At 53.6% G+C, this 13896-nt stretch carries 11 protein-coding genes and 4 tRNA genes; 3 read left to right on the top strand and 12 right to left on the bottom strand.

Annotated elements, in window-relative coordinates; translation table 11 throughout:
• Positions 1-104: 104 nt before the first annotated feature.
• From IDM49_RS02910 to IDM49_RS02880, 7 genes are all read right to left on the bottom strand, one after another.
• Positions 105-1115 (bottom strand): LLM class flavin-dependent oxidoreductase, encoded by a 1011-nt coding sequence (locus tag IDM49_RS02910; RefSeq protein WP_190724970.1) that lies wholly within the window; start codon positions 1113-1115, stop codon positions 105-107.
• Between the two features lie 92 nt (positions 1116-1207).
• On the bottom strand, positions 1208-1849 hold the full coding sequence (locus tag IDM49_RS02905) for an HD domain-containing protein (protein ID WP_311242221.1): 642 nt from the start codon (positions 1847-1849) through the stop codon (positions 1208-1210).
• Positions 1850-1984: 135 nt separating this feature from the next.
• A tRNA-Thr gene (locus tag IDM49_RS02900) sits at positions 1985-2056 on the bottom strand.
• A gap of 1 nt (position 2057) precedes the next feature.
• Positions 2058-2131, bottom strand: a tRNA-Met gene (locus IDM49_RS02895).
• A gap of 31 nt (positions 2132-2162) precedes the next feature.
• Positions 2163-2234 (bottom strand) — tRNA-Thr (locus IDM49_RS02890).
• Between the two features lie 199 nt (positions 2235-2433).
• Positions 2434-4464, bottom strand: a complete 2031-nt coding sequence (locus tag IDM49_RS02885; RefSeq protein ID WP_228008166.1) for a DEAD/DEAH box helicase — start codon at positions 4462-4464, stop codon at positions 2434-2436.
• Between the two features lie 358 nt (positions 4465-4822).
• Positions 4823-6421, bottom strand: coding sequence for a DUF2079 domain-containing protein (locus tag IDM49_RS02880; protein ID WP_190724968.1), 1599 nt, complete (start codon positions 6419-6421; stop codon positions 4823-4825).
• 118 nt (positions 6422-6539) lie between these two features.
• Here IDM49_RS02880 and IDM49_RS02875 point away from each other — a divergent pair, with 118 nt between their 5' ends.
• Positions 6540-7532, top strand: a complete 993-nt coding sequence (locus IDM49_RS02875) for a DNA-3-methyladenine glycosylase family protein (protein WP_190724967.1) — start codon at positions 6540-6542, stop codon at positions 7530-7532.
• A gap of 61 nt (positions 7533-7593) precedes the next feature.
• Here IDM49_RS02875 and trxA read toward each other — a convergent pair whose 3' ends face one another.
• The 3 genes from trxA to IDM49_RS02860 all read right to left on the bottom strand — a co-directional run bounded on the left by trxA (position 7594) and on the right by IDM49_RS02860 (position 8672).
• Complete coding sequence (gene trxA, locus IDM49_RS02870; protein ID WP_168614505.1) at positions 7594-7980, bottom strand: thioredoxin; 387 nt, start codon at positions 7978-7980, stop codon at positions 7594-7596.
• A gap of 184 nt (positions 7981-8164) precedes the next feature.
• Positions 8165-8246: transfer RNA gene (locus IDM49_RS02865), tRNA-Tyr, on the bottom strand.
• A gap of 114 nt (positions 8247-8360) precedes the next feature.
• A complete protein-coding gene (locus tag IDM49_RS02860) occupies positions 8361-8672 on the bottom strand; it encodes a hypothetical protein (protein ID WP_190724966.1) in 312 nt (103 codons plus the stop codon).
• Positions 8673-8964: 292 nt separating this feature from the next.
• Here IDM49_RS02860 and IDM49_RS02855 point away from each other — a divergent pair, with 292 nt between their 5' ends.
• Entirely contained in the window at positions 8965-9456 is a 492-nt protein-coding gene (locus IDM49_RS02855; protein ID WP_190724965.1) for a YajQ family cyclic di-GMP-binding protein, read from the top strand.
• A gap of 242 nt (positions 9457-9698) precedes the next feature.
• On the opposite strand, the gene htpX is transcribed toward IDM49_RS02855, so the two are convergent.
• Together htpX and IDM49_RS02845 are read right to left on the bottom strand one after the other, a co-directional pair.
• Entirely contained in the window at positions 9699-10577 is an 879-nt protein-coding gene (htpX, locus tag IDM49_RS02850) for a zinc metalloprotease HtpX (protein WP_190724964.1), read from the bottom strand.
• 129 nt (positions 10578-10706) lie between these two features.
• Positions 10707-12920 carry a sigma-70 family RNA polymerase sigma factor gene (locus IDM49_RS02845; protein WP_190724963.1) on the bottom strand — a complete coding sequence of 738 codons (2214 nt, stop codon included), beginning with the start codon at positions 12918-12920 and terminating at the stop codon, positions 10707-10709.
• A 380-nt stretch (positions 12921-13300) separates the two neighbouring features.
• Between IDM49_RS02845 and IDM49_RS02840 the strand changes: the two genes are divergently transcribed.
• Positions 13301-13813, top strand: coding sequence for a Fur family transcriptional regulator (locus IDM49_RS02840; RefSeq protein WP_190724962.1), 513 nt, complete (start codon positions 13301-13303; stop codon positions 13811-13813).
• Positions 13814-13896 lie beyond the last annotated feature (83 nt).

The raw sequence follows: 13896 nt of genomic DNA, 5'->3' as shown, positions 1-13896 counted from the left end.
TATCCGCTGACCACGCCGCTGTGTATTACCCGCCCCACGGCAATAGAAAAGGCGACAACAGGGTGTTGTCGCCTTATCAGTTACTATTCCTTCTCCCCGGCGCGTTACAGTGTTGCTTTCCAGCCCAATGCAGGGCCGATGTTTTCTGCAAATTCGTGCAGCATCTGCGTCCAATCTTCAATGCCGAATTCGAAGGGAAGCTCGAAGATATAGCCATCGGCCGCCTGGAAAGCTGCATCGTTGACAATAGTCTCCACAATTTCTTCGCTGGAGCCGATAATATCTTTCGCGATGATTGTTCCAGAAGGAAGGTGCTTTTCAGTGCGCGGGTTACGAGCCTGTGCGTACTGTACGTATTTTTCAACTTGGCTGGCGGTTGCGTTATCAGTAGGTACAACGACGCGCGCTACCGCTACTCTGCCCGATATATGCTCAGGCAACGACTCGCGGTAACGATCGATCTGGTTGCGCTGTGCCTGATCGAAAATTTCTTTGCCTTCTTCAGCTTTGCTGATGTTCGAAACCAGTAATCCCAGGTTTTCGCTTCCTGCCCAGGCAGCAGATTTCAGCGATCCTGCACCGCACCACAGGCGGTCTGCCAGTCCCTCGCTATAAGGTTCTACGCGGTCACTATCGATCTGGCCACCAAATCCCTGATATTCGGGTAAGTCACGCAATGATTCGCCGGCCAGCAGTGAGCGCAGTTGCTGAATGCGTTCATAACTAAAGTCTTGTTGCTGCCAGCCTTTACCGTGCACGGTGTCGTTCAAAGCCTCATCGTATTGCGGCGGGTGGACGCCCAGTCCCGGCTGCAAGCGTCCGCCGCTGAGCACGTCAGCGGTTGCCAGGTCTTCAGCCAAACGGAAAGGATTCTCAAAGCCCACGGGAATGACAGCATTGCCGAGCTCAATGCGTGATGTTACTTGAGAGAGCGCGCCAAAGAGCACCACCGGTGAAGGCACACCGTACTGCATGTGGCGGGTGCGCAACCAGCCGGAATTTAGTCCAATTTTTTCACCGAGGGTAAAGAGTTCAATAGCCTCATCAAACCCCTGGGCGGGATTATCACGAGTGAAGGGAACAAGATGAAGAAAACCAATATTTTGAGGTGCCACGAGCAGTCCTTTCGCCAGCTTTTACCCTCATAATACTTTCTTTGTAAAACTTTTTATAGGGGTGTGAAACCCAAAGTCATCTTCGCAGCAACCTATTCGCCCCACGGGGATTCCTTGATTACCTTCACAAAGTCCCCACGAACAAATCCCGGCACAAAATGAGCCAACACATCGGCTTTCACATTCCCAAACGTGGTGTCCGGGCGGTGCTTAATACCCTCGGTAAAAGCCTGCAAAATCTGGTTCTTAAAATCAGGACGCGGATGCACTTTAAGAATTTCAGCACGCTCCTGCTCCGAAACAGTCTCATACCCCACCCCCATCACATCGTGCTCAACACCTCGCGTCACCAGGGCAATCACCGGATCCATATGCAACGGGATTTCAGGTGTGGTGTGTAGCGCGATTGCGGTCCATACCGTTTGAGCTTCTGCTTGCGCTATATCGTGTTTGAGAAGGAATGCACGAGCTTCATCAGCTCCATCGATTTCAAATCGCTGATTATCACTTGCATACGGCGCGACTAGCCCAAAATCATGAAACATAGCACCGATATAGAGAAGTTCAGCGTCAAAGGTGAGCCCATCACGCAACCCGCGATGTGCACCAAAGAGGTAAGTACGACGCGAGTGATGGTAGATGAGCTCATTAGTGGTGTCTCGAACCAGTTCTGTAGCTTCTCGCGCAAGCGCGCTATCGGGAATGTTGATACCTGCAATATCCACTGACATCATCAGCCTACTTTCATGATCTGTGTAGCTTCAGACTACGCCCCAAAGGCAGGCATCCGCCAGAGGATACACAGAATACGATCAATGCAGATAACAAAAAATCCGCCCAGTCCTAAGACTGAACGGATTTCATATCTGAGCCCCGACCGGGAATCGATCCCGGGACCTCCATCTTACCAAGATGGCGCTCTACCACTGAGCTATCGGGGCGTAGCGGTGGCGGGACTCGATCCCGCGACCTCACGATTATGAGTCGTGCGCTCTAACCAGCTGAGCTACACCGCCATGTATTTACCTTTTTGCGGGCTCATACGAGAGCCCCGACCGGGAATCGATCCCGGGACCTCCATCTTACCAAGATGGCGCTCTACCACTGAGCTATCGGGGCAACAGGTAATACCTTACGGCATTTATTGACCGCCGCGCAACTTGAGAACATCAATTTTTTGGTGTTATACGCCACGGAAAGCACCCAAGGGCTACAACAAAGCCTTACAAGCTCATCAGAAGGACGCATGCCCCACCCGCGCAGGCAGGAACACGCGTCCTTTTTTCAAAGTCTCACACGCTACAAAGTAGCGGTAAGTTTAGTACTTCTTACGACCCTTGAAACCACCACGACGCTCGCTTCCGAAGTCGCGTCCGCCGCGATCATTACGGTCACGGTCGCCACGGAAACCACCGCGATCCTTACGGAAGCCACCGTCGCGTCCACCACGGTCATTACGGTCACGGTCGCCACGGAAACCACCGCGGTCACCACGTCCACCAAAATCACGGTCGCCGCGATTCTTGCGGAAGCCACCACCACGACGCTCACCGCCGAAATCGCGTCCACCACGACCGCCGCGTCCGCCACCCTTAGGACCGCGATCGCGCTGAATGTTGATGAACTGGCCAGCAACCTTGGTGTTTTCCAAGCGATCGAAGAAATCGCGGGGAAGGTCTTCGGGCAGACCAACAATGGTGAAGTGCTGGCGGATATCGATGGAGCCAATCTGTGAGCCCTCGATGCCACCTTCATTAGTCAGCGCACCAACGATGCCACCGGGGTTAGCACCCGATGAACGACCAACGTTGAGCTTGTATGAAACCATACCCTCGTCATTGTGCTGCTTGCGTCCGCGACGGTCACCATCGCGTCCACCGCGGTCACGATCGCCACGGTCGCGGCGGTCACGAATCTCGGGCAACTCTTCGACGAAGAAGGGACGGCCCTGCTGAGCAATGACAGCCAAAGCAGCTGCAACTTCCTCGGGTTCAACATCGTGCTCATTGACGTAAGAATCAACGATTTCGCGGAAGATTGAAAGATCTTCGGTCTCGATGGTGTCAGTAATCTGCTGAGCAAAACGAGTCTTACGGTTCTCATTGACATCCTCAACAGAAGGCATGTGCATCTGCTCAACCTGCTGACGAGTAGCCTTCTCAATCTGACGCAGCATGTACTTCTCACGCGGAGTCATGAAGAGGATTGCTGCACCTTCACGTCCTGCACGGCCGGTACGGCCAATACGGTGCACGTATGACTCGGTGTCGTGAGGAATATCGAAGTTCACAACCAGTGAGATGCGCTCAACGTCAAGACCGCGAGCAGCAACGTCGGTTGCCACCAGAATATCGATGCGACCATCGCGCAGGGAGTCAACAGTGCGTTCACGCAGGTTCTGCGGAATATCGCCGTTAATTGCTGCCGCCTGGTAACCGCGAGCTTTCAGCTTGTCAGCAAGCTCTTCGGTTTCCTTCTTGGTGCGCACAAAGACAATGATGCCGTCGTAGTCCTCCACCTCAAGGACGCGGGTCATTGCCTCAAGCTTGTGAGAGTGCATAACCTGCATGTAGCGCTGCTTGATGTTAGCGCTGGTGGTGGTCTTGGACTTAACACGAACCTCAACAGGATCGGTCAGGTACCGCTCTGCAATCTTGCGGATAGTCTTAGGCATGGTTGCTGAGAACAAAGCAACCTGCTTGGAATCCGGGGTGTCAGCAAGAATCTGCTCAACATCTTCAGCAAAGCCCATGCGCAGCATCTCGTCAGCCTCATCGAGCACGAGGTACTGCAGGTTTGAAAGGTCCAATGAACCCTTCTTGAGGTGGTCAATAACACGGCCGGGAGTACCAACGACTACCTGTGCACCGCGCTTCAGGCCTGCAAGCTGCGGACCGTAGGGTGAGCCACCGTAAACGGGAAGAACAGTGAAGTCTTCCATCTGGTTAGCGTAAGAACCGAAAGCTTCAGCAACCTGAAGTGCGAGCTCACGGGTAGGTGCAAGAACAAGCACCTGAGTGTCTTTAGAAACACCGTTGATGTCTGCAAGCTCAGCCAAACGTGACAGAGCGGGCAAAGCAAATGCTGCGGTCTTACCGGTACCGGTCTGAGCCAGACCAACAACATCGCGGCCTTCTAGCAGCAACGGAATGGTTTCAGCCTGAATCGGTGAAGGCTTTTCGTAGCCGACAGCGTCAATTGCTGCCTGCACACGAGCGTCCAAACCGAGATCGGTGAATCGAATGCCCTCTTCTTCAGTAGCTTCGGGCTTAACGGTGTCAGCCTGGGCGTCTTCGAGAGTGGGCTCTACGAATTCGGTGGTCAGGTTAACAGAGTTATTTTCAGTCATTATTCTCTTCTCGAGTGGGGTGATACAGCCGGTTTTGGCTGTACTGCACGGTGTGTGCCCCATTGAAAAGTTCGCCTGATTTGACTGTGGTGGCAGTATATCCGCGCCACCTTCACACACTTCTGTTGGGATCAACAAACAGAGACGATGGCCATGTACATAGGCCTGAAAGTTAGCGCTTGCGAACTTGAAAGTACTTGGAGAGGTTCTTTTTCAACCGCTATATCGTAAAGCGGGATGCTGGTAGCTTGACTACCGAAGAACATTCTTGGACGGGGTTATACCGTTGATTGCGTATTTCACTCTACCCTACGCGCGGCGTTTAAACCGGTGTGGGTGATGCAACCTACACGCTAAATTAGATGCGCTTCATCACGTAGACACTGCCAAAGTGGGCAACTTCTTCATAAGTTGAAGCGTAAAGTTCACCCGCGTATTGGACGGGATATTCAACGGGAGTTGAGCCCCATGCTGAGTTTTGTTGGTCAATCACTACATAGTCGGGTGCGGGATCGTTTTTACCACCAATCCAGTAGACTTCGTGCTCTGGTATAAGGTAGGTGAGAACTGATAGGTCGGATGCCACGCTGGCTCCCGCCGGTACAGTGTTCGCCGCGTTCTGCTTGTTGGTAAGGCTTTGTTGGTAGGACGGGCTCTCGTACTGGGTGCCGGTGAGATCACTCAGCGGCAATGAGGGAATCGAGAGTAAGGCTACCACCAGCGTCGCTATGGGAAGCACCGGGTACCCCATGAGCTTCAAGAGCTTAGCGCGATGCGCGGCGTGTTCGCCGCCGCGACGCATCCACGGATAGCGAGCGCCCCGCAGCGAAACAATGACATCGAGCAGGGCACAGAAAACCACGGGCATCAGCACCAAAGAATAGTGCCAGCCGGTACCCCAGTACCCCTCGTTAGGTGAGAGAAAACGCCACGCCAACGTCGGGAGAGCCACCAGTGCAAGAGGGCTAAAAATCCAGACGAATACACCGGTAAGTAGAAGCGCCAACCACGTCAGGGATTTTTCCCAGGGAAAGAACATGAGACCTGCGCTTTGCAAGGGATCTGCAAGAACCGCTTTGGCATCGATTTTATTGGAATAGTCAAAGACACCGCCCACGTTGAAAGCGGGCAAAATGACAGCGACCGAGGCAAGCGTCCAGAAAACACCCCAGGCGGCAAGAACTACCCCTGAGGTCGAGCCCTTACCCGATACCAGAGATCTCCACTGACGCGGCGGCTTCCGCCCCTCATGAGTCACGGGGAAAACAGCGTCTTTGACAGATGCCAGCCAGCCGCTGCGCATCATGGCAACCAGCCCAAGAGCAGCTACGGTCAGGCCCATATCTTCTTTGACGAATACCAAGGGCAAGGCCCACAACACGGCCTTTTTGACGTGTAACTGTGGGAGCTCAGTACGCGCTAAAACAAGGTGAGAAAGGGACGCCACAAGAAACGGCAGGGCAAAAGCGACTTCGTGAAATTGAACCGCCACAGCCTCTTGAATACCGAAGCTTAAGGCATATGCGAGTCCCACGCAGATAGCTCCCAGCAAAGGAATCAACCGCGCTGAATATCGAATGAGCAAGTAGACAGAAAGTCCAATCAGCAGATTCTGTACCACCAGTAAGGTGAATGGCGAGGGAAAAAGTTTATAGATAGGACCAAGCACTAACAAGATAGGGTGAAAATGATCGCCCCAGAGGTTAAAGCCGTGCCCCTTAATGCTCACGATAGGTTGCTCAAAAGCAGCATATGCTTTCGCCATCTGAGTGAAGATACCAAGATCCCATGAGGGAGTCACCCAGTTTCTCCACTGCATCCACGAGAAAAGGGTATAGAGTCCAGCCACTACAGCGCCAAGCACCGCGCCGCTGAGCTCAGCGGCTGTTCGAGTGCGAGCAAGAGAATTCCGTGAGCTATCTATTTCGCTACGTACCGAAGCATGTCGAGTACTCATATTCCTCAGCTTTTCTCGTGCAGATACTTTCACACCCATGGTTTTTCCCTCGCTTTCTTACCGGCTAGATTACCGTAAAAATTACGATGCTCCCCCAGACCCGTGAAAGAATAAACGCATGCTCCGTGCCACATTCATGCTCACTCCCCCGCATCCGGTTCACCTACCGCAAACACTGGGACAAATGGCGCGCGGTCACTACGACCCCCTCTTTCGAATCACGCGATTGCAGGGGCACACAAAGATTTGGACAACAGCGACCGCTGATGGCTCCGATGTTCTGCTGAGCTTTGACCGGTTACCTGAGAACATTTACAACCTTCATGAACGGTTGATGCGCCCTATTCGCGTGCGTTTATGGAGCGAATCTGCTCAAGCACTCCAGACCATAGGAACCTCAGTTCACCGCTGGCTAGGCTTTGAAGACGACTGGTCAGCGTTCACGGAGCACCCCGCCTTCCAGAAACTTCCAGCCTCATTAGTCGTTGCCCACCGCGAAAACCCCGGTGTACGCATCCCCTCGACAGGGCAACTCACGCGTCATGCTATTACCGCTATCGCAGAACAACGGGTCACCGGCATCGAAGCAATGGGCGGTCTACGAGCAATCATCAAGCGCTACGGCAACGACGCACCTCGCTCCGACGACCCGGATCAACCCAAAGATCTCAAGGTCTTTCCGGACGCGTCTGTATGGGCATCGCTCCCCTCCTGGGTCTGGCACACCAGCGGTTTTGATGGCGCTCGTTCTCGAGCAATTGTTGAGTACGCACAACGGGCAGATTCCCTAGAACACCTGTTGCGCACTCACAATGTCGCGGCAGTGGCACGCGCTCTCAATGCCGTTCCCGGCATCGGTCCGTGGACCATCGCCGAGACCCTGCAACAAACAGTCGGCCACCCGGATGCCATTAGCGTAGGCGACTACCACCTAGCGCATACTGTGGGCTACGCGCTCACCGGCAGAAGAACCAACGACGCGGGCATGATAGAACTACTGCGTCCTTGGGCTGGGCACCGGCACCGGGTTGTCACGCTCATCAAAGTTGCCAGAATCCAAGAACCCCGCAAATCCGCACGCCTAGCACCTCAAGACCACCGTTTTCACTAATTCGCGCAAGGACGCAAAAGAGCCGGCCTCACTACGAGACCGGCTCCTCATCTAAAGAATCTTATTTTGCTTCTTCGTTAGCCTGTGCTGCTTCAGCCTCAGCTACCTGCTTGTGAACCTCTGCCATGTCCAAGCCCTTGACCGCGTCAAGAACCTGATCAAACTGCGAGCCATTCAAAGCACCGGGCTGCGAGAAGACCAGTACACCCTCACGGAAGGCCATCAGCGTAGGAATAGAGGTAATACCTGCTGCTGCCGCCAGCTGCTGCTGATCTTCAGTGTCAACCTTGCCAAAAGCGATGTCATCGTATTTTTCCGATGCTGCTTCAAACACGGGAGCGAACTGCTTGCAGGGACCGCACCAATCTGCCCAGAAATCCAGAAGCAGAATGTCATTATTTTCAACGAGTTCGGTCAAATTCTCTTGAGTTACTTCAATCGTAGCCATGGCTTACACGCTACAGCTTTCTGGCGTGTTTTTACAGAAGTTTCTCTCTCGATGAATCGCCAGCGACTCGCAAGGAAACTTTTTGTCTTATAACCCCGTAAAACGTCGATAAAACAGGATCTCGGCGGGATTGGGGTGGCCAGCTTAACAAAAAATCCCGACTCATCAGAGTCGGGATTATCTGTGGCAGATGAGGGATTTGAACCCCCGTAGGCAATGCCAGCTGATTTACAGTCAGCCCCCTTTGGCCGCTCGGGTAATCTGCCGCGTCAACGCTTGGAAACTTTCGTTCTCGTTTGCGCGAACATGAATACTCTACCGAACATTTTTGAAAATCAAAAACTCAAACCAAGGTTTGTGACAAAAGCCACCAAAAGCGCTTACGATGCGGCTTCCAGCTCCGCCTCGCGCAAAAGACGCATCTCAAAATTCTCTAGATACTGGTACGCCTGTTGAACCGTGCTCAGCTCAGAACGAACCTCACGAACCATATTTTCTTTCACCGCTTCAAAACGCTGAATATGGTCAGCACGCTCAAGCGTCAGACCAACTTTATCGAGCTCTGGATACTCATGGTCACCATGAGCAGACTCACTCCATGCAAAACGCGAATCAGCGTCTTCACGAATAATTTCCTCAACGATAGCTGCGTACTCATCAAGAACGTATGCATTCTTATCAGCAATCGCCATTGGCTTCCTCTTTTCTAAAGGTGCGGTACTTTCCGCATCCCGTATGCGCCCGAAGAATATCAACGGTGCGCTCGTACTCTCTCAGACGGCAAACGATTCGCCTACCGTTTAGGGGACAACTACTATTCTTCGCCCGAAAGATTAACAAAAGCTGAGAAAGCGGTCACAGTTAGGTAACGATTCATAAAGCCCCCCCCAAAGCCACGCGGAACCTGACACACCAACGAATAACCCTGTACCGTTAACACCAAACGCGCTCGCCGGCAGCGCATAAGAACGAAAGGACGGCCCCGTGGCTAGCGATTCATCATTCGACATCGTTTCAAAGGTAGACAAGCAGGAAGTATCTAACGCCCTCAATCAGGCGCAGAAAGAAGTAGCACAGCGCTACGATTTTCGCGGTGTAGGCGCAGAGATTGATTTCTCCGGCGAGAAAATCCTTATCAAGGCAAACTCAGATGAACGCGCTCTTGCAGTTCTTGACGTTTTCCAGTCAAAGCTCGTCAAGCGCGGCATCTCATTGAAGTCCCTGGATGCGGGCGAGCCCTACGCATCCGGTAAGGAATACCGCATTGAAGCGTCCATCAAAGAAGGTATCGCTCAAGACGACGCAAAGAAAATCTCAAAGATTATCCGCGAAGAAGGCGCTAAGGGCGTTAAGGCAACCATTCAGGGTGACGAGTTGCGCGTAACCTCCAAGTCACGCGACGACCTTCAGGACGTCATCGCGCTGCTCAAGGGCAAAGACCTCGACGTTGACCTTCAGTTCACCAACTACCGCTAAACTCGCTGGGCACCGACAGCTCACGTCATAGCACCAAAAAAGCGTCCGCCTGCTAGCGGGTGGACGCTTTTTTCTTGTTTTAGCGCTGAGCTTTATTCATAAGGATCTAAAGCCCAGCACAAACGTAAGGACGTTCAACGGTTCTTCCTACCGGTTCACCTCACGCTCAAGGCTATTCATGTCAGAGCAAACCAGTTTGCCGTCCGCAACATTTGGACTCTAGGCACCCCTCTGAAGAGGTCTCACTGCCCCATGCTGCGAGCCATATCCTGCAGACGCGCAATACGCTGCTCCATAGGCGGGTGCGTACTCATGGCGTTACGCAAACCGCCAAAGGGATTAGCAATCATCATCGCCGCCACGCCCTCGGTTTTTTGATTGTTAGGATTCATCGGAACACGAGCAATTCCACCGTGGAGCTTGCTGAGCGCCGATGCCAAAGCCAACGGATCGCCAGTGAGCTGTGCGCCATCCTCATCGGCATCGTATTCACGAGTTCGGCTAATAGCCATCTGAATAGCGCCAGCAGCCAACGGCCCCAAAAAGGCGATGACGAGTGAGCCAAGCGCCCCGGTGCGGTTCTCGTCGCGATTGCCACCGAACATCATCGAGAAAGACAGCATCTGGCCAATAGAACCAATCGCACCTGCCATCGCAGCCGCTATTGATCCTGTCAGAATATCGTGGTTATAAACATGCATCAGCTCGTGCCCAAGAACTCCGCGCATCTCACGCTCATCAAGAAGCTGCAGGATGCCCTCGGTACAGCAGACCGCCGCATTCTCGGGGTTTCGGCCGGTTGCAAAAGCGTTAGGTGTTGCGGTAGGAGCAACATACAGGCGCGGCATCGGTTGCTGCGCGCGCGCCGAAAGCTCCTCAACAATTGCGTACAAACCAGGAACCTGTTCGCGGGTTACCGGATAAGCATTCATGCTACGTAACGCCAGCTTATCTGAATTCCAATAGCTGTAGGCAATACTGACCAAGCCCACCAAAGACATCAGCAAAATAAAAATGCTGTTATTCGTAAAGTACGCGAGAAAGACACCGATGAGCACCAAAAATGCCATCAGTCCGCCCATCAGTACAGCGGTTTTAAGCCCATTATTGTGGTTGTGCACTGTAGCTTCAGCATCCCTTCACATTCAACGGATAATACAGTTCTAAAATACCTAGATTTCATGTGAGTTTGCCGTGACAATACCCCACATACGGTGAAGACCCCGCACTACGCGGGGTCTTAGCATCCGTTACGGAGTGGGATTCTCATTCCACATGATCTCAGCATTCAACATCTTGTCGTACCCATAGAGGTATTCCATGCCCGAGTAGAACCAGCGGCTGTTAACAAAATCCTTAGGCAGCCATTTTCCACCCGTGTAGTGCTGACCGTTTTCAACGTAGCGGTACGACGCAAAGTAGTGAGTAGCGGGATCCGGTGTCTCAAAATCCCTCACAGGGAAGGACGCTATCCATCGCTTAAAGGCTTCAGGGTCCTTAACCTTCTTAGGAACCTGGCGGTTATCCTCCACGGGGTCAGGTGCCGGAGCACCGCGATCTTCACCGTTCTCAGGGTCCGGAACAGGTGCCGGGTCTACCGGCTCATCGATAGGAGCAGGATCCACGACGGGAGCCGGGTCAACCGGATCCACCACGGGATCCGGGTCTACAGGTCCGGGAACAACCGGGTCCTCGGCAGGATCGGGGTCCACCGGATCATCAATCGGCGCAGGTGCCGGGTCGATAGGCTCTGGCAGATCATCGATCGGTTCGGGATCCACCGGGTGTTCGTGAGGCGTAGGTTCGACCGGGTCAGGGGTGGTCGGTGTTACGACAGGCCCCGGCTGGTTCTCTTCCTCTGGCTGAGTAGGAGTAAAGCCGTCCGAATTATCGGCAGGCTGCTGATTCTGCGCATCACGTGAAGCGCTACCGTTTTCACCGGTGGCGTCAGTGGCGTTCGAAGGCGCAGATGAGTTTGAATCTGCGGTCACAGACTCCTGACCTGCCGTAGCATTGCTATTTTCAGAGTCCGCGGACCCACCAAAAAGGGCACCTCCGGCAAGAGGTAGCGAGCTGGCTGCAGAAGCACCGTCTGATGCCTGACCAAAGCTTTGCAACGACCCTGCATTTGCATCGGGAGCAGAACCGCTTGAAGGGTTAGCGGCTGAATTGTCGTTCGCGCCCCATCCCAAGCCGGCTAAAGCCAGCGAGCTAGGACGGTTTGAGCTTGCAGCCACCTCATCTGAGGAGGACTCAGCGTCCATTGAGCCGCCCATTGTTCGCTGGGCTTCTGCGGAAGTTCCGCTCTTAGAGTCGTTCGTTGAGGACTTTGAGTCGGGTGCTACTGAGGCTTCGCTCCTTCCGGAGTAGCCGGATGAAGTCACGGGTTCTTCTGCGAAGTTGTTGATACCCATTGAGATACCGCCGACCACAGCGGCCAGGGCCAGCGCACCGCCACCGGCGATTGCAAGCGGGCTTGTTCCCGCGGCAGATGGCCAGGTTGACGGGCGGCTGATAACAAAGGTTTTGCTACCTGCAAGCGCGCTACCGGTGCCGTGAGAGGCAGAAGCCCCTGCTACTACCTGATGTGAGGACGCGCTCAGCCCCGAAGCGGAAGTCGATGACGTGTGTAGGGACGCTCCGCCCAACGTGCCAGCTACAGCGGTTTTGCTGATAAAGCTCAGGATGGTAGCGCCATCGGTTGTCCAGGGAACAAGGCCGGCGAGCACAGGAAAGACCCAGACGCGCATGGACTTGTTGATACCCAGCAGTGAGAGGTATTCAGAAGTGCAGTAGGTGCAGTCTTCGAGGTGCTCGCGTACCTGCTGAGTGCGTCGTTCGCTCAGTGAACCGCGGACGAGCGCTGGCAGGTAATCAAAGTATTTTTGGCACTGATCCGTTTGCGGCGCTGATTGGTGTGCGCGCAGGAACCCTTCGCGCAAGCTTTCGCGCGCTCGTACAGCAAGTGCTGATACCGCGTTGGGGGTGAGGTCTAGAACGGTTGCGATTTCGCGGGGCTTACGCTCTTCAACTTCGGTGAGCCACAGGACTGACTGCCAGCGTTCGGGCATAGAGGTAAAGGCTTTAATGAGCTCGTCAGAGTCTTTGAGCTGCAACACCGTCTCATCAAAAGTCGCAAGGTTCTCTAGCGACTCGCTGTCAGCGGGAACTTCGCGTCCGCGAATGAGACCAAATTCGCCCGCAAGGTGCGCAATGGTGGTGGAAAGATAACCACCCATAAAGGTGGTGGGGCCATTACCGTTTCGAAGGGCTTGCAGGATGCGCGCAAAAGCTTCGGCCACGATATCGTCAACGGTACCGGGGTCACTGGTGTGCTTGTATGCGATAGCTTGAGCTGTTGAACGATAGCGCTCATAAAGGGTGCCGTATGCACCTTCTTCGCCGGCGCGTACAGCTTTTAGCAGAACTTCATCAGAAAGTTCTGTTCTGGAGTCCTCGAGCAATGAGTACGACGGGGTAATGATGAGCCTCTATCTTGTGTGGTTTTTATAAGTAGGGGGATTAAGTGTGGGTAATCGTCATGACATTACAACTTTTATCGATGCCGGTAGCTTGTACTGAAACTACCGCGCGCGATGTCAGCCTCGGGGGCCAGGGTTGGCCAGTTGCTTGTGGGATTGGCATGACTGCACTTCATCTTATCCCTCCAATGTTACCGCTTAGTAGTATTTGGCAACAACACCCTATGTAAAGTTAAACCTATTGATTCGCATCACTTAAATATAGTCCAACCAGTACATATTTTACTGAAAGAGCATGTCAGCTCATGATGGGACACAAACTTTTTATTGTGAATTGTTCATAATAACTATAAACTATAAGCATGGCTACGATTCAACAAACGCAAACTGCTCGCCCCCACCAGGAGGCGACGGAGGCAATTCGTCGTGCCTGGATACAAGGACTGCGAGCACATGGGCGCCGCGTCACCAAACAGCGCCTAGCCGTTCTCTCAGCTATACACCGAGCCCCGCACTCTACCGCCGACGCCATTGTCGCGAGCGTGCGCAAAGAACTTCCGACCATCACCATGCAGTCTGTCTACGTGGTACTGGCGGACCTAACCAGCATCGACATGCTCAGAAAATTTGAGCCTCCCGGAACACCGGCTCTTTATGAAACCCGCACCGGCGACAATCACCACCACGCGTTTTGCATTCGCTGCCTTCGCGTTGAAGACGTTGACTGCGCTGTGGGAGAGGCACCCTGCCTCATTCCTAGCGAACATCACGGCATGACCTTTATCAGCGCCGATGTTCTCTACCGAGGTATCTGTGCTGACTGTCAGCAAGAAATTGACCGAGAAATGGCGGCGCAAAGCACCATACTTTCATAGATTTCCCAGCAGCTACTTGGCACCCGCCAAGCAACTGGAAACCCACGGCAACACGTTGAAGAGACGTGCAGTCGAAAACACCA

Source organism: Rothia terrae, assembly GCF_014705925.2.
Lineage (GTDB): Bacteria > Actinomycetota > Actinomycetes > Actinomycetales > Micrococcaceae > Rothia > Rothia terrae.
This window is presented reverse-complemented; position numbering and strand designations above follow the sequence as displayed.

Excerpts from the sequence above, each read along its gene's own strand:
- IDM49_RS02905 (WP_311242221.1), bottom strand. The coding sequence starts at position 1,849 with ATGATGTCAGTGGATATTGCAGGTATCAACATTCCCGATAGCGCGCTT.
- IDM49_RS02885 (WP_228008166.1), bottom strand. The coding sequence starts at position 4,464 with ATGACTGAAAATAACTCTGTTAACCTGACCACCGAATTCGTAGAGCCC.
- IDM49_RS02880 (WP_190724968.1), bottom strand. The coding sequence starts at position 6,421 with ATGAGTACTCGACATGCTTCGGTACGTAGCGAAATAGATAGCTCACGG.
- IDM49_RS02875 (WP_190724967.1), top strand. The coding sequence starts at position 6,540 with ATGCTCCGTGCCACATTCATGCTCACTCCCCCGCATCCGGTTCACCTA.
- trxA (WP_168614505.1), bottom strand. The coding sequence starts at position 7,980 with ATGGCTACGATTGAAGTAACTCAAGAGAATTTGACCGAACTCGTTGAA.
- IDM49_RS02860 (WP_190724966.1), bottom strand. The coding sequence starts at position 8,672 with ATGGCGATTGCTGATAAGAATGCATACGTTCTTGATGAGTACGCAGCT.
- IDM49_RS02840 (WP_190724962.1), top strand. The coding sequence starts at position 13,301 with ATGGCTACGATTCAACAAACGCAAACTGCTCGCCCCCACCAGGAGGCG.